Source organism: Corynebacterium sp. Marseille-Q4381, from assembly GCF_036881695.1.
Classification (GTDB): Bacteria; Actinomycetota; Actinomycetes; order Mycobacteriales; family Mycobacteriaceae; genus Corynebacterium.
Genome location: NZ_JBAJNR010000002.1, coordinates 74,601 through 98,696 on the forward strand (window position 1 = coordinate 74,601; position 24,096 = coordinate 98,696).

26 protein-coding genes are annotated in these 24,096 nt (G+C 65.9%); 11 read left to right on the forward strand and 15 right to left on the reverse strand.

Annotated elements, in window-relative coordinates:
* Positions 1-27 precede the first annotated feature (27 nt).
* The 5 genes from V6D40_RS02130 to V6D40_RS10860 all read left to right on the forward strand — a co-directional run bounded on the left by V6D40_RS02130 (position 28) and on the right by V6D40_RS10860 (position 3,892).
* On the forward strand, positions 28-1,311 hold the full coding sequence (locus tag V6D40_RS02130; protein WP_334288715.1) for a DEAD/DEAH box helicase: 1,284 nt from the start codon (positions 28-30) through the stop codon (positions 1,309-1,311).
* The gene (locus V6D40_RS02135; RefSeq protein ID WP_334288716.1) at positions 1,308-2,513 is read left to right on the forward strand and encodes an Rv3212 family protein; all 1,206 of its coding nucleotides are present in this window, start codon (positions 1,308-1,310) and stop codon (positions 2,511-2,513) included. Before V6D40_RS02130 ends, V6D40_RS02135 begins: the two co-directional genes overlap by 4 nt.
* 19 nt (positions 2,514-2,532) lie before the next feature.
* On the forward strand, positions 2,533-3,018 hold the full coding sequence (locus V6D40_RS02140; RefSeq protein WP_334288717.1) for a hypothetical protein: 486 nt from the start codon (positions 2,533-2,535) through the stop codon (positions 3,016-3,018).
* Between the two features lie 460 nt (positions 3,019-3,478).
* Positions 3,479-3,742 (forward strand): WhiB family transcriptional regulator, encoded by a 264-nt coding sequence (locus V6D40_RS02145; RefSeq protein WP_334288718.1) that lies wholly within the window; start codon positions 3,479-3,481, stop codon positions 3,740-3,742.
* Positions 3,743-3,817: 75 nt separating this feature from the next.
* On the forward strand, positions 3,818-3,892 hold the full coding sequence (locus V6D40_RS10860) for a 50S ribosomal protein bL37 (protein ID WP_370513275.1): 75 nt from the start codon (positions 3,818-3,820) through the stop codon (positions 3,890-3,892).
* A 72-nt stretch (positions 3,893-3,964) separates the two neighbouring features.
* On the opposite strand, the gene rsrA is transcribed toward V6D40_RS10860, so the two are convergent.
* Positions 3,965-4,258, reverse strand: coding sequence for a mycothiol system anti-sigma-R factor (gene rsrA, locus V6D40_RS02150; protein ID WP_334288719.1), 294 nt, complete (start codon positions 4,256-4,258; stop codon positions 3,965-3,967).
* Complete coding sequence (locus V6D40_RS02155) at positions 4,259-4,858, reverse strand: sigma-70 family RNA polymerase sigma factor (protein ID WP_334288720.1); 600 nt, start codon at positions 4,856-4,858, stop codon at positions 4,259-4,261.
* A gap of 28 nt (positions 4,859-4,886) precedes the next feature.
* Between V6D40_RS02155 and V6D40_RS02160 the strand changes: the two genes are divergently transcribed.
* Positions 4,887-5,360 (forward strand): aminoacyl-tRNA deacylase, encoded by a 474-nt coding sequence (locus V6D40_RS02160; protein WP_334288721.1) that lies wholly within the window; start codon positions 4,887-4,889, stop codon positions 5,358-5,360.
* On the opposite strand, the gene V6D40_RS02165 is transcribed toward V6D40_RS02160, so the two are convergent.
* Complete coding sequence (locus tag V6D40_RS02165) at positions 5,347-6,015, reverse strand: SOS response-associated peptidase (protein ID WP_334288722.1); 669 nt, start codon at positions 6,013-6,015, stop codon at positions 5,347-5,349. The two genes, V6D40_RS02160 and V6D40_RS02165, sit on opposite strands and share 14 nt — an antisense overlap.
* A gap of 12 nt (positions 6,016-6,027) precedes the next feature.
* Here V6D40_RS02165 and aroA point away from each other — a divergent pair, with 12 nt between their 5' ends.
* The gene (gene aroA, locus V6D40_RS02170) at positions 6,028-7,320 is read left to right on the forward strand and encodes a 3-phosphoshikimate 1-carboxyvinyltransferase (RefSeq protein ID WP_334288723.1); all 1,293 of its coding nucleotides are present in this window, start codon (positions 6,028-6,030) and stop codon (positions 7,318-7,320) included.
* A complete protein-coding gene (gene rsgA / locus V6D40_RS02175) occupies positions 7,320-8,339 on the forward strand; it encodes a ribosome small subunit-dependent GTPase A (protein WP_334288724.1) in 1,020 nt (339 codons plus the stop codon). The genes aroA and rsgA overlap by 1 nt, the downstream gene beginning before the upstream one ends.
* On the opposite strand, the gene V6D40_RS02180 is transcribed toward rsgA, so the two are convergent.
* Positions 8,313-8,807, reverse strand: a complete 495-nt coding sequence (locus V6D40_RS02180) for a DUF6912 family protein (RefSeq protein ID WP_334288725.1) — start codon at positions 8,805-8,807, stop codon at positions 8,313-8,315. The two genes, rsgA and V6D40_RS02180, sit on opposite strands and share 27 nt — an antisense overlap.
* Positions 8,807-9,220 (reverse strand): HAD-IA family hydrolase, encoded by a 414-nt coding sequence (locus V6D40_RS02185; RefSeq protein WP_334288726.1) that lies wholly within the window; start codon positions 9,218-9,220, stop codon positions 8,807-8,809. Before V6D40_RS02185 ends, V6D40_RS02180 begins: the two co-directional genes overlap by 1 nt.
* A 105-nt stretch (positions 9,221-9,325) precedes the next feature.
* Between V6D40_RS02185 and V6D40_RS02190 the strand changes: the two genes are divergently transcribed.
* Positions 9,326-9,700: a hypothetical protein gene (locus tag V6D40_RS02190; protein WP_334288727.1), complete on the forward strand. Its 375-nt coding sequence runs from the start codon at positions 9,326-9,328 to the stop codon at positions 9,698-9,700.
* Positions 9,701-9,710: 10 nt separating this feature from the next.
* Here V6D40_RS02190 and secA read toward each other — a convergent pair whose 3' ends face one another.
* Positions 9,711-12,239: a preprotein translocase subunit SecA gene (gene secA, locus V6D40_RS02195; RefSeq protein WP_334288728.1), complete on the reverse strand. Its 2,529-nt coding sequence runs from the start codon at positions 12,237-12,239 to the stop codon at positions 9,711-9,713.
* A 264-nt stretch (positions 12,240-12,503) separates the two neighbouring features.
* Here secA and V6D40_RS02200 point away from each other — a divergent pair, with 264 nt between their 5' ends.
* The gene (locus tag V6D40_RS02200) at positions 12,504-13,898 is read left to right on the forward strand and encodes an HNH endonuclease signature motif containing protein (RefSeq protein WP_334288729.1); all 1,395 of its coding nucleotides are present in this window, start codon (positions 12,504-12,506) and stop codon (positions 13,896-13,898) included.
* A 97-nt stretch (positions 13,899-13,995) separates the two neighbouring features.
* Here V6D40_RS02200 and hpf read toward each other — a convergent pair whose 3' ends face one another.
* The 8 genes from hpf to V6D40_RS02240 all read right to left on the reverse strand — a co-directional run bounded on the left by hpf (position 13,996) and on the right by V6D40_RS02240 (position 22,013).
* Positions 13,996-14,697, reverse strand: a complete 702-nt coding sequence (hpf, locus tag V6D40_RS02205) for a ribosome hibernation-promoting factor, HPF/YfiA family (RefSeq protein WP_334288730.1) — start codon at positions 14,695-14,697, stop codon at positions 13,996-13,998.
* Positions 14,698-14,780: 83 nt separating this feature from the next.
* Positions 14,781-15,404 carry a ComF family protein gene (locus V6D40_RS02210; protein WP_334288731.1) on the reverse strand — a complete coding sequence of 208 codons (624 nt, stop codon included), beginning with the start codon at positions 15,402-15,404 and terminating at the stop codon, positions 14,781-14,783.
* 22 nt (positions 15,405-15,426) lie between these two features.
* Positions 15,427-17,157, reverse strand: coding sequence for an LpqB family beta-propeller domain-containing protein (locus V6D40_RS02215; RefSeq protein ID WP_334288732.1), 1,731 nt, complete (start codon positions 17,155-17,157; stop codon positions 15,427-15,429).
* Entirely contained in the window at positions 17,129-18,742 is a 1,614-nt protein-coding gene (mtrB, locus tag V6D40_RS02220) for an MtrAB system histidine kinase MtrB (RefSeq protein WP_334288909.1), read from the reverse strand. Before mtrB ends, V6D40_RS02215 begins: the two co-directional genes overlap by 29 nt.
* Before the next feature lie 49 nt (positions 18,743-18,791).
* On the reverse strand, positions 18,792-19,478 hold the full coding sequence (mtrA, locus tag V6D40_RS02225; RefSeq protein ID WP_334288733.1) for an MtrAB system response regulator MtrA: 687 nt from the start codon (positions 19,476-19,478) through the stop codon (positions 18,792-18,794).
* A 29-nt stretch (positions 19,479-19,507) separates the two neighbouring features.
* Positions 19,508-20,122 (reverse strand): dTMP kinase, encoded by a 615-nt coding sequence (locus V6D40_RS02230; RefSeq protein WP_334288734.1) that lies wholly within the window; start codon positions 20,120-20,122, stop codon positions 19,508-19,510.
* A gap of 4 nt (positions 20,123-20,126) precedes the next feature.
* A complete protein-coding gene (ahcY, locus tag V6D40_RS02235) occupies positions 20,127-21,566 on the reverse strand; it encodes an adenosylhomocysteinase (protein WP_334288735.1) in 1,440 nt (479 codons plus the stop codon).
* Between the two features lie 84 nt (positions 21,567-21,650).
* Positions 21,651-22,013: a DUF4259 domain-containing protein gene (locus tag V6D40_RS02240; protein WP_334288736.1), complete on the reverse strand. Its 363-nt coding sequence runs from the start codon at positions 22,011-22,013 to the stop codon at positions 21,651-21,653.
* 118 nt (positions 22,014-22,131) lie between these two features.
* Between V6D40_RS02240 and V6D40_RS02245 the strand changes: the two genes are divergently transcribed.
* Positions 22,132-22,962 carry a hypothetical protein gene (locus tag V6D40_RS02245; protein ID WP_334288737.1) on the forward strand — a complete coding sequence of 277 codons (831 nt, stop codon included), beginning with the start codon at positions 22,132-22,134 and terminating at the stop codon, positions 22,960-22,962.
* Here the strand turns inward: V6D40_RS02245 and manA are convergent.
* A complete protein-coding gene (gene manA, locus V6D40_RS02250) occupies positions 22,918-24,096 on the reverse strand; it encodes a mannose-6-phosphate isomerase, class I (RefSeq protein ID WP_334288738.1) in 1,179 nt (392 codons plus the stop codon). The two genes, V6D40_RS02245 and manA, sit on opposite strands and share 45 nt — an antisense overlap.

Sequence of the window (24,096 nt, forward strand, 5' to 3'; positions counted from 1 at the left end):
GCGCGGGTCGCGGGCTAAGATGTCGGTGTGCCGAACAACGCCGAAAACCCCAGCCAGCCGACGTTCACCTCGCTCGGCGTCGCAGCCGAGCTCGTCGACGCGCTCGCGGATCTCGGCATCACCGAAGCGTTCTCGATCCAAGAGCTCGCCATCCCGCTCGCGCTCGACGGGCGCGACCTCATCGGCCAAGCACGCACCGGCATGGGCAAGACCTACGCGTTCGGCGTGCCGCTTTTAGACAGGGTGTTCGATGACGCAGACATTGCTGAGCTCGACGGCACACCGCGCGCGCTCGTTGTCGTCCCCACGCGTGAGCTGGCAGTCCAGGTGGGAGAAGACCTCGAGCGCGCCGCCAAGTACACCCCGGTGCGCACCGCGACCATCTACGGCGGCCGGCCGTACGAGGAGCAAATTGAGGCGCTTCAGCGCGGCGTCGATGTCGTGGTCGGCACGCCCGGTCGCCTGATCGACTTGTTTGAGCGGGGGGAGCTTTCGCTTGCCGACGTAGCCGTGATGGTTCTCGACGAAGCCGACGAGATGCTCGACATGGGTTTCCTGCCGGACATCGAGAAGATCTGGGGCGCGGTCTCCGAGGATGTGCAGACGATGCTGTTCTCAGCCACGATGCCGGGGCCGATCCTCACGCTAGCCCGTTCCAAGATGCGCCGGCCGGTGCACATCCGCGCTGAATCCGGCGACGCGCCCGCAACACACTCCACCACGCGCCAGGTGGTGTTCAAGTCCCACCGGATGGACAAGCCTGAAGTGGTGGCCCGCATCCTGCAAGCCGACGGCCGCGGCCGCACCGTTATTTTCGCCCGCACCAAGCGCACCGCCGCCGAGGTGGCCGAGGACCTTGCGAAGCGAGGCTTCTCGGTCGGCGCTGTCCACGGGGACTTGGGCCAGAAGGCACGCGAGCAATCGCTGGAAGCGTTCCGCGCCGGCGAGGTCGACATCCTGGTCGCCACCGACGTCGCCGCCCGCGGCATCGACGTCGACGATGTCACGCACGTCATTAACTACCAAACACCCGACGACCCGATGACCTACGTCCACCGCATCGGACGCACCGGCCGCGCCGGCCACTCCGGCACCGCTGTCACGTTGGTCGGTTACGACGAGGCCCACAAGTGGCAGATCATCGACTCAGAACTCAACCTGGGCAAGGCCGCGCTCCCCGAGTGGTTCTCCACCTCAGAAGAGCTGCGCGAGGCACTTGATATTCCGGAGTCGGCCAAGAGCAGTGTGGGCGCGGCGCGTAAAGTGCACGGGGCACGGACAAACCAACCACGAGGAGGCAGACGCCGGTGAGCCACACCCTGCGCCGCACCACGGGCGACCTCATTGCCAGCGGCGTCATTGCCGCGATCGCGCTCGCGCTCCTACTTATCGCGTTTCTGACTGCCCCGGTCAGGTCGGCGCAGCTCGATCCAGCACCCGAGGAGTTGGAGAATGTGGGCCGCTTGGCGGTGGCGCCGACAAAGTTAAGCGAAAGCTTCCGCCTGCCCGACCACGCGCCCGACACCAAGCCGGTGGTGGTCAACGGCGTGATCGTGACGTACAACGACGGCGCCGTCACCGCGACAACTCCTGCGGGCGAGACCGCCTGGACCTACCACCGCCCAAACGAGCTGTGCGCGCTCAGCCAGGCGTGGGGCAAGGTTGTCGCCACCTACCGCGACAACGCGGGCTGCGGCGATGTGGTGGCTATTGACGCTTTGACCGGCCAGTACGCCGGCACGCGCTCCGCGATAGCCCCGGACATGGTCACATCGGTCTCCTCCAACGACCGCATCGGCTACGTGGGCTCGACGCGCGCTGAGCTGTGGCGCTCCGACATGGTGCGCACGGTCGAGTACGGCTACGTCGAGGCGCCGCAGGAGCCGGACATGCAGCCCAACCGCTGCCAGATCACCTCCGCGCTTACCCGCACCGAGCTGTTCGCAGTTACCGAGACGTGCGCTGACGGCTCCTTCTTGCGCCTGCAGGACGCCACGCCCGAAGACTCCCGCAAACCAGAGATCTACAGCGGCGTCGACATCTCCGAGGAGTCCTACCTGGTCGCGATCTCTCAGGACGCAGCGGCGGTCTACGACCCGGGCACTTCCGAGATCCTCACCTACGACAAGGAGGGGACGCTGATCGCAGCCTCCTCGGTGCCGGACCTACCGGGGCCGTTGACGCTGGATAACGGCGTGCACCCTCTGCCGGTCGCCGACCTACCGCACCACATGACCTACCACGAGGGCGACTACCTGGTGTTGATGGAGCCGTCGAAATTGGCCGCTACCGGGGTGTTCCAAGGGGCCCTCGGCACAGGGTTCGCCGCCGGCGACCGCCTGCTCTACGCCTCCAACGGCGGTATCGCCGTAGTGGACTGGGACGCGAACGCCGTCGACCGCATCATCCCCGTCGACCGCGGCACCTACTCGGGGCCCGTCTCCATCGATTCCGCGGGCGCCACGATCGTGGAGAAACGCGGGGACGAGGTCGTCGTTCTAGCGGCGCAATAAGCAGCGATACACTCCCAGTGTGAGTACGAGCCGCAAAGAAGCAAAACCCGCACCCGACCGCGAGACCCTCGAGCGAGACGCGGCAGTGATGCCCCCGCTGATGCGCTACGGCGCGTATGTTGTGCTGCTGCAGTGCCTCGCCGTGCTCGGTTACGTCGTTTCGCTGTTGCTGAACCAGTTCAGCGGCGGCGAGAGCGTGCTTGAGTCCGATTCGGCTGCCGCCGGATACGTCAACATCGGCACCGCAATCTTTTTGTCCATCATCTTCGGCTTCATCGCGTGGGTTGCCGCAGAGACGCTGCGCGGCCGGCCGCGCAGCCAAGGCGCCGTCATGCTGATTGAGATGATCCTCATCGGCGTGGCAATTTACATGTTCCGCGGCGGCGCGCCGTGGATGGGTCTGGCCACGCTCATCACCGCGGTCTTCACGCTGTTTACCATCCTGCACCCGGCCACCCGCCGCTACGCGGAGGCCCGCTACGCCGTTGACCGCGGCCGCGCGTAGGCCCAAGCACAGCCAACCGGCAGCAGTTGGCGTTGCGGCGATTTGACGGTGCAGAAAAACACTCCTCGGTCCCATTGAGCACCGTCATCCGTGGTCACAGCGGTTTTCACGCCGTCCCCACAACTCCCCACCCCCAGATCCATCGCCCCCGTTTGCTAGCTCAACCGAGCGAAACGGGGGCCTTTTCTGTGAGTTGCATCACATTTACATCGCTACCCCTAGCGCGATTTGACGAATCGTGTCATCATCCTCGGGTAGCAAAAACAACGGGCTGGTTACACAGCCCTTAACCCCAAGCCACCACGGGGTTAACGCCAGGGAAACTGGAAGACGGGTCCAGCAAGGAACACCGCCTAGTGAACTGGAATCAAATCTTCCTTTGCAACATCCCCGATCCGTCGGGGTTGAAGTGGTGCGCAACTTTCATTGAGACGTGTAAAGACCGTAAGGAGTATTTGACATGGATTGGCGCCACGAAGCAATTTGCCGCGACGAGGACCCGGAGCTGTTCTTCCCGGTCGGCAACTCCGGCCCGGCACTGTCCCAGATCGCCCAGGCCAAGCTGGTCTGCAACCGCTGCCCTGTTACCTCCCAGTGCCTGAAGTGGGCGCTCGAGACCGGCCAAGACGCCGGCGTGTGGGGCGGCTTGTCCGAGGAGGAGCGCCGCGCGCTCAAGCGCCGCAACAAGGCCCGCGCCCGCAAGCGCGCCAGCGTCACGGTGTAACACCTAATTTCCGCGCCTGCCCATCCGGGCGATACAGTAAACACCGATATCTGCCACACAATAAAGGAGGCCCACATGAGCAAGCGTGGTCGTAAGCGCAAGGATCGCCGTAAGAAGGGCGCAAACCACGGCAAGCGCCCCAACGCATAAGCGCTGAGCAACCAAAAGCGCCGCTCTCACCCGTCTCAGTTCGGGAAGGAGCGGCGCTTTGTTTTACCCCCGCTAGCGGTAGCGCACCTCGGTGTAGCTCACCGCGGTCACCGAGATCGAGGCGATGATCCGCTCGCGCAGCGGCTCGGGCGCTTTCTGCCCACCGCAGCAGTCGCGCACGAGACTGCGCACGGCTTTCTCGGATTCAAACTGGCCGAAGCACTCGGGGCACGCCTCGATCGCCCGGAGGATCTCAGCTGAGCGCGCAGCCGTGGTTTCGGGGTCGAACAGCTCGTTCAGGAGTTGCTGTGCATCTTCGTCGCAGTCTGCGCAGTTGCAGCCGCGGTTCGGGTCTGAAGTTGCCATCTACTTTTCCTCCGATTTCGGCCGGTCTAAGCCGATGCCTTGTTCGTTTGCTACGTCCTTCAACATCTCGCGCAGCTGTTTTCTTCCGCGGTGCAGCCGGCTCATGACGGTTCCGAGTGGGATATCCATCACTTCCGCGATCTCCTTGTACGCCAGACCCTCCACATCCGCGTAGTAGACCACCATGCGGTAGTCCTCGTTCAAGGCGTTCAGCGCCTCCGAGATCCGCGAGTTCGGCATCAGCTTCAACGCCTCCACCTCGGCGGATTCCAGCCCCGTCGAGTCGTGCGAGGACGAGGTGTAGAGCTGCGAGTCGGTCACGTCCTCGGCTGAAGTGACCAGCGGGCGGCGCTGCTTTTTGCGGTACGAGTTGATGTACGTGTTCGTCATGATCCGGTAGAGCCACGCCTTCAGGTTGGTCCCCGGCGTGAAGCTGTCGAACGCGTTGTACGCCTTCAGGTAGGTCTCCTGCACCAGGTCCTCGGCGTCTTGCGGGTTGCGCGTCATCCGCAGCGCACCGCCGTAGAGCTGGTCCAAAAGCGGCATGGCTTCTTCGGTGAAGCGCGATTTCAAATCGGGCTCTAGCTCGGTTTCGGGCATAGTGGTCATTGTATTGAAAGGAGTCGCCATGGCCGCGCGCACCCGCGCTCTCGAGGCCGCCGCCGGCACGCCGCACGAGGTTTACGAGTACACACCGAGCCAGGACCACTTCGGCGAGCACGCCGCGGAGGAGCTTGGAACCGATCCCGCCACCACCTTAAAAACGCTGGTGATTGTCAACACCGCCAACCCGAGGGAGATGGCCATGTGCTGCGTCCCGGTCGCCGGGCACCTCTCGCTGAAAGCCGCCGCGAAGGCCCTCGGCTGGAAGCACGCCGAGATGGCCGACCCCGCTAAGGCGCAGCGGGTGACGGGCTACGTCGTCGGCGGTATTTCGCCGCTCGGGTCGCTGAAGGAGCTTCCTTTGCTTATCGACGCCGCCTTATCCCCCCAACCCACCGTCACCTTCTCCGCCGGCCAGAGAGGCCTCTCGCTCGCGATGTCGCCTCAGGACTTGGCCTCGCTGACGAACGCGACCTTCGCCGACATCAGCGCTCAGTAGACGCCCCAGTCAGCGCCGCGTAGTCGTTGCGCACGTTGCCGACCGCCTTGTCTGCCTCGCTCCAGATAAACGTTCCGGCGGCCCGAGAGGGCGCGATCAACTCCGCCGCTTCCTCGGGGCTGCCGTGCACCCACTGCTCGATTTCATCTGGCAAGAGAAACAGCGGAAGACGGTGGTGCAGCCACGCCATGTTCTCGGTCGCCTCGGTGGTGACCATCGTCGTCGACAAGCGGTTAAGTCCCGTCTCCCACAGGGCCGCGGCGTAGAGCAGCCCTTTTTCCGGGCGCACGTAGTAGGGGGTCTTGCCGGCCTCGCCAGCTTTCCACTCGTAGTAGCCGTCTAGCACCATGAGCCCCCGGCGCGCCTGAAACGCGGAGCGGAACGACGGCTTGTCCGCAACGGTCTCGCCGCGCGCGTTGAATAGCGGCGCGCCGGTCTCGTCCTTCTTCCACGTCGGCAACAGCCCCCAGCGGGCTGGGTCGATGCGCGCGATGGCCCCGTCGATACGAAGCAGCGGCACCTGTTGCGTCGGCGCGATGTTGTAGCGCGGCGGCGGAGTACCGTCCGGTGCCTTCACCGCGTCCACGCCCGGCAGGCCCCCGACCTCCTCGTACAGGTCGTGGCCCGAGGTGAAAAGCACAAAGCGTCCGCACATGCCTCCATTATGATGGAGCACATGACAAACCTGTGGCCCGCCCCGTTCGCCTCGGCCCCGATCACGCACACCGTCGAGATCCCGGGGTCGAAATCGATGACGAACCGCGCCTACGTGCTCGCCGCGCTGGCCGAAGGAGAGTCCACCATTGTCGGCGCTCTGCGCTCGCGCGACACCGATCTGATGGAGGGCGCGCTGGCGGCTATGGGGGTCACCTTCACGCACGAGGGCGGCACGATCCGCGTCACGCCGGGTCAACTGACCGGCTGCGAGGTGGATTGCGGGCTCGCCGGCACGGTGATGCGGTTCGTGCCGCCGGTTGCGGCGTTCGCGCAGGGGCCGGTGCTTTTCGACGGCGACGCCTACGCCAAAAACCGCCCGATGAGCACCATCCTGGACGCGCTTCGCAAACTCGGCGTCGCCGTGGCCGGGGACTCGCTGCCGTTCACCGTCCACGGCCGCGGCTTCGCCGAGGGCGGCGTGGTGGAGATCGACGCCTCCGGGTCTTCTCAGTTCGTCTCGGGCCTGCTACTCTCCGCCGCCCGCTTCGACCGAGGTGTGACCGTGGTCAACACCGCCGGAATCCTGCCGTCGATGCCGCACATCGAAATGACGCTAGCGATGCTCGAAGACGCGGGGGTGCACGTCAAAGCAGACGGGCAGCGCTGGCAAGTCGACCCCCAACCGATCAAGCCCGCGCGATTCGTCATCGAGCCGGATCTGTCCAACGCGACGCCGTTCCTCGCAGCCGCAGCAGTCACCGGCGGCACCGTGCGCGTGCCGCACTGGCCGGTGGACACCACCCAGCCAGGAGACGTCATCCGCCTCATCCTGGAGCGCATGGGCTGCCGCGTCGAGCTGTGCGCCGATGGAGCCGACTACACCCTCGAGGTGGAAGGCCCGGTGCCGGGCACGCTCAAGGGCCTGCGCATCGACATGAGCGACATTGGCGAACTCACCCCAACCGTAGCGGCGCTCGCGACCCAAGCCACCACGGTCACCGAGCTCACCGGCATTGCCCACCTGCGCGGCCACGAGACGGACCGTCTGGCAGCGCTCACCCGCGAGATCAACAACCTCGGCGGCAACTGCGAGGAACTCCCCGACGGTCTGCGCATCCACCCCGCCCGCCTCCACGACGGCACGTGGTCGTCTTACGCCGATCACCGCATGGCCACGGCCGGCGCCATCATCGGCCTCACCACCGCCGGCGTCGAAGTGGAGGACATCGCCACCACCGCGAAGACGCTCCCCGGGTTCGAAACGATGTGGGCGCGCATGGTGAACGCGGCGGTGGAGGGCTAGTGCGCGGTTTTGCCGACTACGACGAGTCCGACGCGCGTGTGCGCCCCGGCAAGGGCTCCCGCCCCCGCTCCAAGGACCGCCCAAGCCACGCCGACGCTGAGTTCGGCATGGTGGTGACGAAAGACCGCGGCCGCTGGGGCGTGGTCCTGGACTCCGGCACGCAAGTGACCTGCATGCGCGCTCGCGAGCTCAAACGCATCTCTGTGGAGGTGGGCGACCGCGTGGGCGTGGTCGGCGACACGTCCGGCCAGAAGGACACGCTGGCGCGGATCGTGAAACGCGAGGAGCGCTCCTCGGTGCTGCGGCGCACCGCCGACGACACGGACCCATACGAGCGCATCATCGTCGCCAACGCGGAGCTCATGCTGATCGTGGTGGCCGCCGCCGATCCCCCGCCGCGCACGGGGTTTGTGGAGCGCGCTCTCGTCGCCGCGTTCGACGGCGGTGTCACCCCCGTGGTGTGCATGACCAAGTCGGATCTCGCGGATCCGGGCGAGTTCCAGCGCGAGATCGAGGACCTCAACGTCGCGGTGTACGAGGTCGGCATCGATGAACCGGTCGACGCCCTGCTCGAGCTGATCACCGACCGCACCTCGGCGCTGATCGGCCACTCCGGCGTGGGCAAGTCAACCCTGGTCAACAGGCTGGTCCCGGACGCTGGGCGGGAGACCGGCGCGGTGTCCGGCGTTGGCAAGGGCCGGCACACCTCCACCCAATCTGTGGCGCTGCCGCTTGCCGGCGGCGGCTGGGTGATCGACACCCCCGGTATCCGTTCCTTCGGCTTGGCACACGTCGCCCCGGACGCGATCATCGATGTCTTCCCCGAGCTCGCCGACGCCGCCGAGCGCTGCCCCCGCGGCTGCACCCACCTCGGCCCCCCGGCTGACCCGGAATGCGCCTGGGACGAGTTCGACACCGACTCCCCCATCGGCCGCCGCGTCCAAGCGGTGCGCCGCCTGCTTCAGGCGCTGCACTCGAACAACGAGTGGGATCTAAAGCAGCTCGATGAGGAACGGTAGCTCGGTCGGGTCGAAAAACGCCATGTAGTTGTCTTGGGCGTCGCCCACGGCAAGTTCGGCGTCTTCGTCGCCGAGATCGGCTGCGTCGATAAGCTGCACTGCTTTCTGCGTTGCCTCCTCAGCTTCCTTGACGTCGACGTGGATCGCCGCAACGTCCTTCAGCTCGACGGGGGCATGCAGCTTGACGACGGACTCCCCCATATCCGGCGCGCCCTCAGCCTCAGTATCCACCGAGATCACCACGCGCCGGTGCGGGAACTTCTCCTCGTCCCCGATGGCGAGGAGGCGGAGGGAGGCAAGCGCCGCGTCGTCGAACGCCACTGCCTCGATCTCCTCCTCATCGCCCGAGGTGAAGAATTCGGTGAGCTCCGGCGTGGCGGCAAAACCCCAGCCGTTGCGGGCGTGGATGAGCCCGTTCTCTTCAAGCGACTCCAGCATCGCGAACGTCGCGGGGAGGTAGACGCGCACTAGAACTCGCCCTCGATGTCGAAGAGGGACTGGATCTCGACCGAGCTGCGGTCGAACGCGGTGTGAAGGATGCCGATCATGCCGTACTCCACGGCGGCGCGAACGTTCATGATGTCGTCGTCGATCATGACCGCGTCGTTCAGCGCGACGTCGAGGGCGTCAGCCGCGGCTTGGAACGCGGCGCGCTCCGGCTTCTCCGCCCCAATCTCGCCGCTGAGCACGACAGCGTCCACATCGCCGCGGAACTCCCACTCGCGGATCTTCTCGGCTTCCTCCCCCTCAGCCGCCTCGTTGGAGAGAATCGCGGTGGAGAAACCGCGCTCGCGGACAGCCGCGATCAGGGTCCGCCACCGCTGCTGGTCCTCCGGGTCCTGGTCCAGCACCCCGGCGTAGTCAATGATCAAACCCTGCATCACATCTCCACTTCGTCGTCGACCTGCGGTTCCGCCCCGCATGCTCACTTTCTTGGACGCGGTGGCGCTTCTTCTGGCCCCGCGCGAACGTGCACAATACTACCTGTGTATTACCAGGCACCGGGCCACCAGCACGTCAAGGTCGTCGTACCGCGTGCGCACCGCCCCGATATCCCCCACGCCCGCGCTGCGCACGCGCTTCCGCCGAGCCCCATGGCCCCGCTGGTGCGCCAGGCGCTCGACGCATCCTTCGGGCAGCGCGACCCCGAGTCCCTCACGGGCGCGTTGTTCGACCTCGCGGTCCGTTCCCACGTGCGTTCCCGTTACCGCTTCTCGGACGCGAAGGGCAAAGTGACCGTGACCTCGTGCCACGCCCGCGAGCGCGGCGAGTACTTCGGCACGGTTGAAGTGGGCGGCAAGCCCTACGGATACGCGGCCCGCATCCGCGCAGGCCGCCTCATCTCGTTCAAGGTGCTGTAGCGACTTCGCCCTACTCAGCCGGCTGCTCGAACTGCTTGCGCATCATAAACAGCTGGCGCACGGTCTCCTCCTGGACGGCCTCGTTCATCGCGTTGAACATGTCGCCGCCTTCCTTCTGGTACTCCACCAGCGGGTCGCGCTGCGCCATCGCGCGCAGGCCGATGCCCTCTTTGAGGTAGTCCATCTCGTAGAGGTGCTCGCGCCACTTGGTGTCGATCACCGGCAGGATGACCATGCGCTCAATGTTGCGCATCTGCTCTTCGCCGCCAATCGACGCGACGTTCTCCTCGAGCTGGTCGTACTGGGCCTGGGCATCGTCGACAAGCGCCTGGCGCAGCTGGGCTGGGGTGAGCTCGCCTGGCCGGCCGTACTCGTTGCCGTCGATAAGCTGCTGTGCGCTTACCGACGGGCCGTAGAGAGCATCCAGCGCGTTCCACAGCTCGTCCAAATCCCAGTCCTCGACGTAGCCTTCGCGCGTCGCGCCGTCGACGTAAGCGCCGACAGTCTCGTCGATCATGCGGCGCACCTGGCCCGCGATGTCCTTGGAATCGAGGATCTCCTGACGCTCGCGGTAGACCACCTTGCGCTGCTCGTTGAGCACCTCGTCGTACTTCAGCACGTTCTTGCGCATTTCGAAGTTCTGGTTCTCCACGCGCGACTGGGCCGACTTGATTGCGTTCGAGACCATCTTCGCCTCGATCGGGACGTCGTCCGGCACGTTGAGGCGGTTCATCATGTTCTCCATGGAAGTGCCCATGAAGCGGACCATCAGCTCGTCGCGCATCGACAGGTAGAAGCGAGTCTCGCCCGGATCGCCCTGACGGCCCGCGCGGCCGCGCAGCTGGTTGTCGATGCGGCGGGACTCGTGGCGCTCAGTACCAATCACGTACAGGCCACCGGACTCGCGCACCTGGTCGCCGAGCTGCTTGGAACGTTCCTTCGCCGCCGGGAGCTGCTCGTCCCACGCCGCCTGGTAGCGTTCCTCGTCCTCGAACGGGTCAAGACCCTGTTCCTGCAGCTTCGCGTCGAGCAACACCTCGGGGTTGCCGCCGAGCACGATGTCGGTGCCGCGGCCGGCCATGTTGGTGGACACGGTCACCTTGCCCGGAAGACCCGCCTCGGCGATGATGCGGCCCTCTTCCTCGTGGTGCTTCGCGTTGAGCACGTTGTGCTGGATGCCCTTGCGGGTGAGCAGCTGGGACAAGTACTCAGAGCGCTCAACCGAGGTGGTGCCGACGAGCACGGGCTGGCCGTTCTCGACGTGCTCCGCAATGTCGTCTGCGACCGCGGAAAACTTCGCCTCCTGGGTCTTGTAGATCAGGTCGTCGCGGTCCACGCGCTGGTTCGGCTTGTTTGGCGGGATCGCCACCACGTCGAGCTTGTAAATCTGGTGCAGCTCCGCAGCCTCAGTTTCCGCGGTACCGGTCATACCGGCGAGCTTGGTGTAGAGGCGGAAGTAGTTCTGCAGCGTGACGGTCGCCAGCGTCTGGTTCTCGTTCTTGATCTCGACGTTTTCCTTCGCCTCGATCGCCTGGTGCATGCCCTCGTTGTAGCGGCGACCTGCCAGCACGCGGCCGGTGAACGAGTCCACGATCAGGACCTCGCCCTGGCGGATGATGTAGTCCTTGTCGCGCTCGAAGAGCTCCTTCGCCTTGATGGCGTTGTTGAGGTAACTCACCAGCTGGGAGTGCTCCGGCGCGTAGAGGTTGGTGATGCCGAGCTGGTCCTCGACAAACTCGACGCCCTCCTCGCTCACGCCGATCGTGCGCTTGCGCTGGTCCACTTCGTAGTGGATGCCCTCGCGCATGCGCGGCGCCAGCTGCGCGAACACGGTGTAAAACTGGCTCGAGCCGTCAGCCGGGCCGGAGATGATGAGCGGGGTTCGGGCTTCGTCGATAAGAATCGAGTCAACCTCGTCCACGATGGCGAAGTTGTGGCCGCGCTGGACCATCTCGGCGGGCGAGCGCGTCATGTTGTCGCGCAAGTAATCGAACCCGAGCTCGTTGTTGGTGCCGTAGGTAATGTCCGCGTCGTAGGCGGCCTTGCGCTCCGGCGGGCGCATCTCGGAGAGGATGACGCCAACCTCGAGACCAAGGAAGTGGTGGACGCGGCCCATCATCTCCGCGTCGCGCTTGGCCAGGTAGTCGTTCACCGTGACGATGTGGACGCCCTTGCCCTCAAGCGCGTTCAAGTACGCCGGCAGTACCGAGGTCAGGGTCTTGCCCTCACCGGTCTTCATCTCGGCGACCGAGCCGAAGTGCAGCGCGGCGCCGCCCATGATCTGCACCTTGTAGTGCTTCTGGCCGAGCACGCGCCACGACGCCTCCCTGGCGGTGGCAAACGCGTCGATGAGGATGTCGTCGAGCGACGCCCCGTCGGCAAGCTGCGCCTTGAACTCGTCAGTCTTCGCCTTCAGTTCCGCATCGGTCAACGCCGCATACTGATCATCAAGCGCCATCACCTGGTCGGCGATCTTGGCCAGACGCTTCACGGTGCGTCCCTCGCCGGCGCGAAGCAGCTTCGTTAGTCCTTGAAACACGTTAAAGAAATCCTTTTGTAGGTTTCTGCAGGTATACCAACGAACCAGTGTACCCACCGCTACCTTGCAACCAGGATGCAGCCGGCTGGGAACTTCCTTATTGGGCGACCGGTGGGCGCAGGTGAATGAGGTCGTCCGATTATGCGCGGCATAATTTTCGAACGCTTGTTCTATAACGTGCGATCGTATGTTCGAGGCGGTTTGTATAGTGTTCGCACCGATGTTTCACCTCCACAATTCCCCAGCCAGAGCAAGGAAACCGCCATGACCACAACGCTTCTCCCTCCCCGCCGCAGCACCGATGCCAAGACGATCGCGGGTGAGATACGCGAACAGCACCGCCTTACCAACGTCGCTAAGGCCGAGTTGTTAGAACTGATTGCCCATTTCGACGAGCACGAGTTGTCGGAGGCGCTCGGAGCGTCCAGCACCGTTGACTGGCTGCAACGGGAGCTGCGCTACCCCGTCTCAACTGCCTACGAGTACGTCCGCGTCGGCCGAAAGTTGCGGGACTTTCCCCTGCTTGCCGCTGCATTCCGCAAAGCGGAGCTGGATTACACCACCGTCAGGTTCCTGCTGCAGTACATGACTGCAGCCAACGAATCGGATCTGGTGGAGTTAGGTCGCACCCTGTGCCACGCGGAACTGCGGCAAGCGCTCGCCGGGGCACCGAAGGATGACGACAGGGACCCGGACGAGCCGTATTTCAACTTGGACACTCGGTCGGATGGCATGTGGGCTGGCGACTTCCTTCTCACACCGATGATGGGCGAAATATTGAAATCGGCGCTCAAGATTGCCCAGCTGGCCAACTACGACCTCGAAGGCGAGGACATCGAGGGATTACTCAACGAAGACGTAAAGGCCGTCATGGAGCAAGAACTGCGCGAAATGTTCGGCGACGCGCTGGTCGACGCGTGCGACCCTCAGGCAACCGCCGAGGACGAATGCGCGGTCCCGCGTCCTGATATTGAAGAGGCCTGCCCCGGAGAGCAGGTCGCCGCGCCGCGACCAGATACCAAGATCACCATGGAGAAGCTCTTACGCGTCCCCACCCGCTTCGGTGCAGTGGCCAACGTTGACCTGTACAACGCGTTCGTAAACATGATCCAGATGGTCCGTGCAAACCCGGTCACCCCGGTCCGCGCTCCCGGCGCCAACGTGGCGATCATGCTGACCGAGGACGGCAAGGCGTGGATGCCCCAGAACCCACAAGTGCCGTCGTCGGTGGTGCGCGATTACGTCGCCAACGCCATGTACCGCATGCACATAACGGACCCCGCGGGGTTGACGTTGTCGTACGGGCGCGAACGGCGCTTCGCCAGCGACGCACAGATCGGCGCGCTGCTCGATGTATGGGGCCACCAATGCGCTATGCCCGGTTGCACGCATACCCGCTTCATCGAGATTCACCATATTAAGGAGTGGTCCGAAGGGGGTCGGACCGATATCGGAAACCTCATCCCCCTGTGCTCAACCTGCCACTCCAAGGTCAGCCACGGACTGGCACACATTACGCAAGAAGGGCCCGACTTAGAGTTCAGGTTCAAGGACGGCAGCCGCTTCATCTCGCGCAATCGGGGACTTCCGGAGCGCGCCGCCGACTACGAAGGTCCCATGCGTGAGTACGAGTTCAGGTCCGACCTGTCGTTCGAGTAGCCGACTATGCCGCGCATAAATTATGCCGGGCATAAAACAACCCACACCCTGAGGTCCAGGATGCGGGTGGATGAGAAGAGTCAGGCGTAAGCAGACGTTACTGCTCCTCGCCCCCGTTTTCGGCGATCTCGGACTCAGAGGCGAGCGCGATCAGGCCGTAGTCGTAGGCGTGGCGGCGGTAGACCACCGACGGGCGCTGCGTTTCTTCATCGATGAAGAGGAAGAAATCGTGGCCGACCAGCTCCATCTCAGACAGCGCGTCGTCGACGCTCATCGGAGTGTTCGGGTGCAGCTTGCTGCGCACGATCTGGCCCGGCTCGAAGTCGGCGAACTGATCTGCGTACGGGTCAACGTCGTACTTGCCCGGCTGCGCCTCGCGGACGTCGGCGGCCTCGGCAGCGAGCTCAGCGGCGACGACACCGGTGGACTTGGGCGCGCGGTGGCCCGAGCGGGAAATCTCGCGGCGCACCTTCACCTTGCGCAGGGAGCGCTCCAGCTTGCCCACCGCGGATTCAAGTGCGGCGTAGAAGCTGTCTTCCTTCGCCTCGGCGCGGGCGAGGTGGCCCTTGCCCGAGGCGGTGATCTGGATGCGGTTGGCCTGCGCTTCGCGGCGCGGGTTCGGCTCGTGCTTCAGCTCCACGTGAAAGGAGGTCAGCGAGGGGTCGAGCTTCTCAATCTTCGCCAGCTTGCCGTTGACCCGCTCCTGGAAGTGCTCCGGAACTTCGACGTTTCGGCCGGTGATGGTGACTTGGGCGGCGGGGCTCAAGCCAACGTTTTGGTCATACTCTGCAGAAGTCATGTTCTGCCTCCTCGGAAGGTAGTAGGAACCGGGTTCACCTCTGATTATACAGCTGGTCATGCGGAGTTAATGTGGTTTTCATGTTATGCCGCACATAATGCGACGCAGGCTTTCACATCGGCGCCGTGGGCTAGCAACTTTTCGACGCTCGCCTGCAACGTCGCCCCCGTCGTCACCACATCATCGACCACAATGACCGGTTGGGCCGGCACTGCGGAGATGCGCACGGCGTTGGCGAGGTTGGCTCGCCGCTGCGCTGCGTCGAGCTCCGACTGGTCCGCCGTGCGCTCGCGGAGGCTGAGCACTGGGACAACCGATCGACGGGTGGACCGGCAGCACGCCTCGACGGGGTCGCCACCGCGCGCCCTCGCGGAAGACGGCCGCGTGGGTGCGGGCACGAGCGCGCAGCTGTCGGGAATGTCGCCGCGCGCCTCGAGGTAGTCCAGCGCAGCGTCCAGGACGGCACCGACGTGGCGGCGCACGGCGAGGTTCTCGCGCTCTTTCATGGCGAGCACCACCGAGCGGTGAGCGTCTGCGTAGGAACCGAGCGCGAAGACTGGGACGTGGGGCGAGGTGGGCGGGAACACCCGCGCAGGAGGGTGAGCGAGTTGGACGCGGCAGTCGCTACAAAGCAGCTGCCCCGGCTCGCCGCAGCCGGCGCAGTGACGAGGCAGCAACAGTTCGGCGACGTCCCCCAAGATCCCCACAACTGCACTAGCTTGCCACAGATCAGCGCGCGACGATGGGGAGCGCGCGAACTCCCTGCAAACCAGGCACTTCGCGCCACAGTGGGTTGTCGGCGCCGGTGTTGGGCAGCTGCAGGATCGCGTTGGCGTCGGTGACGTAGAGCATGTTCGGCGACGCGGCGACGGCCACCACCGGAGCCGAGATGTTGCCCACCGACAGGGGCGCGGCGGAGGAGCCGTCCTGTTCTACGCGCAGCACCGGCGAGACGGAGCTCGAGGTGCCCACGATCAGGGAACCGTCGGGCTGCCAATCGGCGGCGACGACAGAGCCGCCGAGGTCGGGCGCGTACTCCATCACGTTGATGATGGCGCGGTCGCCGGGCGCCCGGCGGGCCACGATTCCGGTGTAGAGGTGGCCGTCGATGACCATCACCACCCGCGCGCCGGAGCGCGACAGCCGCAGCACCGAGATGTTGCCGCTGACTCCCTCTGGCAGCTCGGCGACAATCTCCTCGCTTGTCACCTCGCCGCTGGCGGCGGAGCGCACGGAGCGAAGGATGCGGGTGCCGTCGGCAACCGTCCAGACGGCGGAGGCCTTGCCTTCTAACGACGGCCGCGTGAAGGTGCCCGCCTCGAGCAGCTCGAACGACTCCTTCCCGCCGGAGTCCAGCGACCCGGCGCGCAAGCGGGAAGTGCCCTGGCCGTCGGTGAAGACGGCGACCCAGCCGCCGCTCGCGGTGATTTCGGCGCTGGCGACGTTGCCGGAGGACAGTTCGGAGTTTAAGGGGGTGGGCGAGGCGGCGTCGATAAGCGAAATGCTCCCGTCGGTGAGCGAGTAGAGCGTTGACGCGCCGGCGGATTGAACCACCGGGCTTAGGTCGGCGAAGTCGTCCGTGGTCAGGGTGTCGGCGGAGGTGAGCAGGGGCGCACCGTCGGCAAGCAGCCGAAACGGGCCGTTGATGCCTGCCGACGCCAGCGTCCACACCACCTGCGACGCGAAGCGCCCGCGGTCTTCCTCGCTGACCCCGCCGAAACCGGAGAAGCTGTAGGCGCCGTCCTCTACCCCGAGGTACGCCGCTCCGGCGGGCAGGATCGAGCTGAGCGCGGGCTGGAGGCGTTGCGACGGCCCCTCCATCAGCAGCGCGATGAGCGCGCTCGGCAGCGTCTCGCGCCGGGAGTAGACCCAGCGGCGGTCGGTCACCAACTCTTGGCCGCGGTTGTCGAAGAAATAGAGGTTGAGCGGCTGGTACTGGTTGCGCAGCTCGGTGCGCTCGAGGACAACACCCGGCGGCAGGGAGGAGATGCGCCACTCACCGCCGACCTGCTCCATGTCGATCGTGGCCTCGTAGGAGCCGCGCTCGGGGCGGAACGCGCCCCCCGCGCCGAGGACGCCGACGACGTTGCCGTGGGCAGAGAAGCTGCGGCGCCCGCCTGTGCCGCCGGCGATTGTGGTCACACCGATGCGGTCGACGATGAGGGTCTCCACGTTCGGGTCCCACGTGCGCGCGGCCTGCTGCGTCATGAACGCACGCGCCGCCTCGTAATCCGACGAGGGGATCGCGGAGGCTGCGTAGAAGTCGCGCAGCAGCAAGTCGGGCTCGCGGCCGGCCTCGGGGGCGATCACCGGCGCGGCGGGCGCCTCGGAGTTGTACGTGCGCAGCACGTGCGGGTTCGAGGTGGACGGCAAGCTCGCGCAGCTGCTCAAAAGCGCCGTCACCGCCACCACAGCTGTGAGCTGCGCTCGCCTACTCCTGCGTGCGAGAACCGTTCGCATCGCAATCCACCTCCACAGTGTTCTCGTCGGCGCCCTCCATCGCAGCGCGCGCCTCTGCCACCCCGTCCGGTTCGCCCGGTGCCTGCAGCTCGACCGGCGCGCGGGCGAAACCTTCCTCGGGATGCCTCGGCAGCACCAGGCGGAACTGGGAGCCCACCCCCGGCACGCCCGCCGCGTCGAGCAAGCCGCGGTGCAGCTGCGCGTCTTCCCGGGCAATGGCAAGACCCAAACCGGTGCCGCCCGAGTGGCGCTTGCGCGACTTGTCCGCGCGCCAGAAGCGGTTGAACACCAGCTCTTCCTGCCCAGGTTTCAGGCCCACGCCGCAGTCGGTGACGGTAACGGCCACTGCCTCGTCGTTCTGCGCCAGCGCCACCTGCACGGGGTTGCCCTCCGAGTGGTCGATGGCGTTGGCGATGAGGTTGCGCACGATGCGCTCGATGCGGCGGGGGTCGCCCTCGATCTGCATCGCGTCTGCAGGGACGTCGAACTCGACCGCAACGTCCAGCTCTTCGGCGAGATGCTGGGTTTGAGCCCAAGCCGATTCGATCGGGGCGCGCACGTCCATGACGGTGCTCGCCAGCTCAGCCACACCGGCGTCGTGGCGGGAGATCTCGAGCAGGTCGGTGAGCAGCGCCTCGAAGCGGTCGAGCTCGCGGGTCATCAGCTCGGAAGCGCGGCGCTGGGCCGGCTCCAAGCTGTCCTGGTCCGCCGCGATCATGTCCGCGGCCATGCGCACGGTGGTCAGCGGCGTGCGCAGCTCGTGCGACACGTCAGAGGTGAACTGGCGCTGCAGGTCGCCGTACTCCTCCAGCTGGTTGATCTGGCGGGACAGCTTGTCGGCCATGTTGTTGAACGACAGCGCGAGCACCGCCATCTCGTCTTCGCCCTCCACAGGCATGCGTTCGCGCAGATGGCCTGCGGCGAAGCGCTCGGCGGTGCGCGACGCGGAGCGCACCGGCGCGACGATCTGCTGCGAGGCGAGCCACGCGATGCCGACCAAGAGCACGATGACAATCAGCGCGGCTGAGGCGAGCAGGCCCCGCATGAGCGCGAGCGTGGACGCCTCGTTGTCCATGTTGGTAACTAAGTACAGCTGCAAGTTCGGCACGTCGGCGTCCGTCGGCGTACCCACGATCAGCGCGTTGTATTGCGAGCCGTCGGCGCGCTCCACGACGGCGAACTGGTAGGCCACGTTGCCCTGGGATACGTACTGCACGAGCTGCTCCGGCAGCCGGTACGACTCCGGCGAGGTGGTGGTCACCCCGACGGACGACTGGACCATGATGACGGGCTCGTAGACGTTGGCCACGTCCGAGCTCTGCTGGGTGCGCTGCGTCAGGCTCGCGCGAGCGGAGTTTAACCGGGACTGCAGGGACGAGGTGGCGCTGCTGGACTCGATCTGCTCCTCCACCAACACGCGGGCGCGGTCGATTTCCGCGCTGGCGGCGTCGATCTTCGTCTGGGCAATGCGCTGCGAGACAACGGTGGCAAGTGTGAAGCCGAGCACCAGCATCACCACAGTGGAGACTAAGAGCACCGTGCCGACGAAGCGCAGCTGCAGGGAGGTGCGCCACGCTTCGGACATCCGCTCCCCCGCGCCGCGGAGCGAACGGGATTCCGCCAGCGCTTTCGCGTTAGGCACCCTCGGTCTTTCCCGTCTTGTACCCCACGCCGCGCACGGTCAGGATGATTTCGGGGTTTTCCGGGTCGTGCTCGATCTTGGAGCGCAGGCGCTGCACGTGAACGTTGACCAGGCGGGTGTCGGTGGCGTTGTGGTAGCCCCACACATTCGCCAGCAGCTCTTCGCGGGTGTGCACCTGGTTCGGGCGTCGAGCCATCTCCAAAAGCAGGTCGAACTCCAGCGGGGTAAGCGCGATCTCCTGGCCGTCGCGGGTAACCATGTGCTGAGGCACGTCGATGGTGAGGTCGCCGATGCTGAGCACCTCGGTCGGTTCGTCGTCGGTGCGGCGCAGACGGGCGCGAATACGGGCGACGAGTTCCTTCGGCTTGAACGGTTTCGTGATGTAGTCGTCCGCCCCAGACTCCAGGCCCAAGACCACGTCGACGGTGTCCGTCTTTGCTGTGAGCATCACAATAGGCACCGCGGACTCCTTGCGAATCTCGCGGCAGACGTCCACGCCGTTCATGTTCGGCAGCATGAGGTCGAGCAGGATCAAATCCGGGTTGGAGGAGCGGAACGCCGGCACCGCCTCGGCGCCGTCGGTCACCGACTCCGTTTGGAACCCTTCCGCGTCGAGGATGATGGTGAGCATTTCGTTGATGGCGGGGTCGTCATCCACGACCAAAATCTTCGGCGGCATGTCGGCTCCTTACTGCTGCTCGCTACGGCCTAGCGCTTTGTCGCTCTCGCGCTGATGGCATCGATGATAACCGCCGGATCGGCGGTGACCAGCCACTGACTCGCCCACGACCGCTCCGCGAGCGCAGCGTAGGCGGCGTACGTGGCCTCTTGGAGCGCGAAATCGCGCTCGTAGCGGTCGCGCGTGCGCGAATCGTCGGCAGCCTCCCGGCGCGCGGCGCGCTCCGCAGCCACCTCGGGGCTCGTGGGCACCAGCACTTGGAGATCCGGCCGGGGCAGGCTGAGGCGCTCGAACTCCAGCTCTTCGACCCACCGCACAGCGGTCTCGTCGCCGGTGCGCGCCCAGGTGTAGGCCGCGTTGGAGGCGCAGTACCGGTCTAAGATCACCGTCTCGTCCGGGTTACCCGTGAAGCGGTCGAGCTCGCCTTTCACCCCGTGGCGGTCGAGGGCGAAGACCGCGGCCATGCCGTAGGCCGACTCCGCCATGTCGCCCATTTGCCCGCGCAGCGCGGCCTGAGCGAGCTGAGCTGCTGCGGAATCCTCGTAGCGCGGGAATGCGATGGAGGTGGCGCTGAGGTGGTTCAACAGCGCGTCGACAAGCGTGTGCTTGCCGGCGCCGTCGATCCCTTCTACCGCAATGATCATCGCACTAGTACCGGTAGTGCTCGGGCTTGTAGGGGCCTGCGACGTCGACGCCGATGTACTCGGCCTGCTCCTTGGTCAGCTCGGTGATCGTGCCGCCGAGGGCCTCGACGTGGATGCGGGCGACCTTCTCGTCCAGCACCTTCGGCAGGCGGTACACCTCGTTCTCATAGTTCGCGGAGTTGGTGAAAAGCTCGATCTGCGCGATCGTCTGGTCGGCGAACGAGTTGGACATCACGAACGACGGGTGGCCGGTGGCGTTGCCCAGGTTCAGCAGGCGGCCCTCGGACAGAACGATGATGGCGTTGCCGCTGGGCAGCTCGAACAGGTCGACCTGCGGCTTGATGTTGGTGCGGGTGACATCGTCGCGGTGGGTCAGCGAGTGCATGTCGATCTCGTTGTCGAAGTGGCCGATGTTGCCCAAAATCGCGTGGTCCTTCATGCGCATCATGTGCTCGAAGGTGATGATGCCCAGGTTGCCGGTCGCGGTGATGACAATGTCCGCGTCCGCGATCGCATCTTCGACGGTGACTACGGCGTAGCCGTCCATCAGCGCCTGCAGCGCGTTGATCGGATCGGCCTCGGTGACCGACACGATCGCGCCTTGGCCGTTGAGCGCCTCAGCCACGCCCTTGCCCACGTCGCCGTAGCCGCAGACCAGCACCTTCTTGCCGCCGATGAGCACGTCCGTTGCGCGGTTGATGCCGTCGATCACGCTGTGGCGGGTGCCGTAGCGGTTGTCGAACTTCGACTTGGTCACCGCGTCGTTGACGTTCATCGCCGGGAACGGCAGCAGGCCCTCCTTGGCGAAGTGGTACAGGCGGTGCACACCGGTGGTGGTCTCTTCGGTGACGCCCTTCACCTCGGCGCCGGTGGTGGTCCACCGGGTCGCATCCTCGGCGAGCACCTCGCGCAGCATGTTGTAGAAGGCGATCTGCTCGTCGGAGTCGCCCTCCTGCGGCTGCGGCACAGCACCCGCAGCTTCGAACTCGGTGCCCTTGATCACGGCCATGGTGGCGTCGCCGCCGTCGTCCAAGATCATGTTCGGGTACACACCGTCACCCCAGTTGAACACCTGCCGCAGGCACCACCAGTACTCGTCCAGGGACTCGCCCTTCCAGGCGAAGACCGGCACACCCTGGGGGTCTTCAGGGGAGCCGTGCTTGCCGACGACCACCGCGGCCGCCGCCGGGTCTTCAGTCGAGAAAATGTTGCACGACGCCCAGCGCACCTCCGCCCCAAGCGCAGTCAGCGTCTCAATCAGCACTGCCGTCTGCGTGGTCATGTGGATCGAGCCCGCGATACGCGCGCCCTTCAGCGGCTGCTCTGCGGCGTACTCCTCGCGCAGGGCCATGAGCCCCGGCATTTCGTACTCCGCAAGCTCAATCTGCTTGCGGCCCGACTCGTGCAGGTTGATGTCGGCGATCTTGAAATCCGTCGTTGCCATGTTCAGTGTGCGCTCCTCAACAGTGAATCTGCTTCTTCACAAACCACAGGCCACTGTAGCGCTACCGCCCAACACGGCGGCGCGCTAGGACAGCGCTTCGATGAACTGGTCGATGTCGGTGTCCGAATCGGTGTCCTCTGCGGCCGCCTCGAGCACCGCAACGGCCGATTCCGCCAGCTGGTCGCTGATCTCGCCCGGGTTGGAGCGGATGAACGGGTACGCTTCAGCGGCTTCGCCGGCGGAGAACGGCGCTCCCGCCCAGATCGCGGCCATCGTCGCCGCGGCGCGGCCGTTGGCGAGCTCCTCGTCGCTGGGAGCCTCACCGGCGGCGAGCAGGACGGCGTCGTGCACGGCCTCGAGGATCTCCTCGGGCTCCAGATCCACCAGCTCATCGAGGAAATCGATGTTCGCGTCGTCAGCGAAGATTTCCTGGTCCCACGTGCTCACCTTGTTTCAGCTCCTTTGTGCGTAGCGTTCCGGCTGTATTACCGGCCACAATAATTTAAGATCCGCGCCGGACGTGTTATAAACGCGAACATAGTGTCATTCCGCCCAAGGAGCCGCAATGAGCCACAACCAGCGAGGCATTGGCCTGTTTATGGTCGCGGGCTCCGTGCTGGCCGTGGTCATTGGACTCGCGGTGTGGAACACTTCAACGCCGCAGCGCTCCGTCACCGCTGGCTACACCCAGGAAGCTGACGAGGCGGTTGGCAGCGCGGCGTATGTCTCGTCGCCGCAGCGCACGCCGGCACCCCCGCAGACCCAGCCGCGCCCGGGCAAGACAGAGAGCTCACGAAGCGCGGCGCCGAAGCCCTCCTCCAAGCGCAGACGCACCGCGGACGCCGGCTACGACCCCACCGCACCCGCCGGCGGGACGGGGGACGAGGCTGCCATTCAAGCAGCCCCAGCGCCGGGCCGGTACCGCATGGAGGATGACCCGCTGGCGCCGCCGCACGCAGTGACGTCGCAGCCGCCTACGGTGGGCCCGACCACGCACTACCGCCCCACCAACGCGCGGCCGGCGGAGCAGCAGGTGACCACTGCGCCGGAGCAACCGTCCGCACCGCGCGCTACCGCGCCGACACCGGCGTCGCAGCCGCCTTCAACCAGCGTCCCTGAGACCCAGAGCCCGCAGACTTCGCAGCCAGCGCAGCCCACACAACCGACAGAACCCTCGCGCACTGACGCGCCGACGACGCCCGCCACCTCACCGGTAGAACCGACGAGCGCGCCGCAGGAACCCGGAGACAAAAAGACGCTGACAAGCGGAGAAGCGCAACCAAGCGCTGAGGCCAGCTCGGTTGAGGAGCCAGCCGCCACCCCGGCCAGCGAGGCCCCGAGCGACGCCGAATCAGACGCGGACGAGGAAAACCTCGGCGGGCTCCTGCCCAGCTAGCTCAACAACGCACGCCTCGGCGCTAGCGGGGACCCACACCGCAGCTCCCGGAGCAATCTCGAGCCCGCCTAGGCGGATACGACCCGCCGTGCACAAGACGACTGCGGGACCGTCGTTGTCCACCGCAAGTGTTGCTCCCCCGGCGAGGGGGTGTCGGCTCACGCGGAACTCGTCGATCGGCAGCTGGTACTCACACCCGCTTTCGACCTCGGCGGCGGCGACGCGCGGGTCGCTCAGCGCCGTGAAGTCGAGCACGCGCGCAAGTTCCGGCACGTCGACGTGCTTCGAGGTCAACCCGCCGCGCAGCACGTTGTCCGAGTTCGCCATGACCTCCACGCCGAGGCCGTGCAAGTACGCGTGCGGCTGCCCGGCCCCGAGGAAGAGCGCCTCGCCGGGCGCAAGCGTGACGTGGTTCAGCATGAGCGCGACCAGCGCGCCCACGTCGCCCGGGTACCGCTCGGACAGCTGCAAAAACGTCTCCGCCACTTCGAACATCCAGTCTGCCGCCCCGCCGGCGATGAGCTCTCGGGCAGACACCTCGACGCCGCCGAGCAGCGCCACGCGCAGACCTGCAGGCAGCGAGATCAACGTGGTGAAGACGGCGCGAAGGCTTTCCTGCGGGTCGTCGCCGCTGAGCAACGCGCTGTAGCGCTCGAGCGGACCGAGCACGTCGAACAGTTCGCGGGTGAGATGCGTCGGCCGGAACCCGGCGAGCGCCCTAAACGGCGTCAGCGCGACGATGAGTTCGGGTTTGTGGTTCGCGTCCTTGTAGTTCCGGCGCGGATCGTCCAACGCGATCCCCTGCTCGTTCTCCCGCTCGAAACCTTCGACGGCCTGCGCCTTCGACGGGTGCGCCTGGATCGACAGCGGCTCGCCTGCAGCGAGCAGCTTCACCAAGAACGGCAGTTCCCCGCCGGAGGCGTCCGCCACCCGCGCACCGAGCGCGGCCACGGGGTCCTCCTCGATCACGTCGTGCAGCGAACGGCCGCCGACGGTCGACGGGGCCGCGGGGTGGGCGCCGAACCACAGCTCCGCCTCGGGGGTCGGCGCCGGGGACTCGGTTCCGCGCAGCTCGGCGAGCATGGTGCGCGAACCCCAGGGATAGGTGCGCAACGCGGGCTCGAGATACTCCAT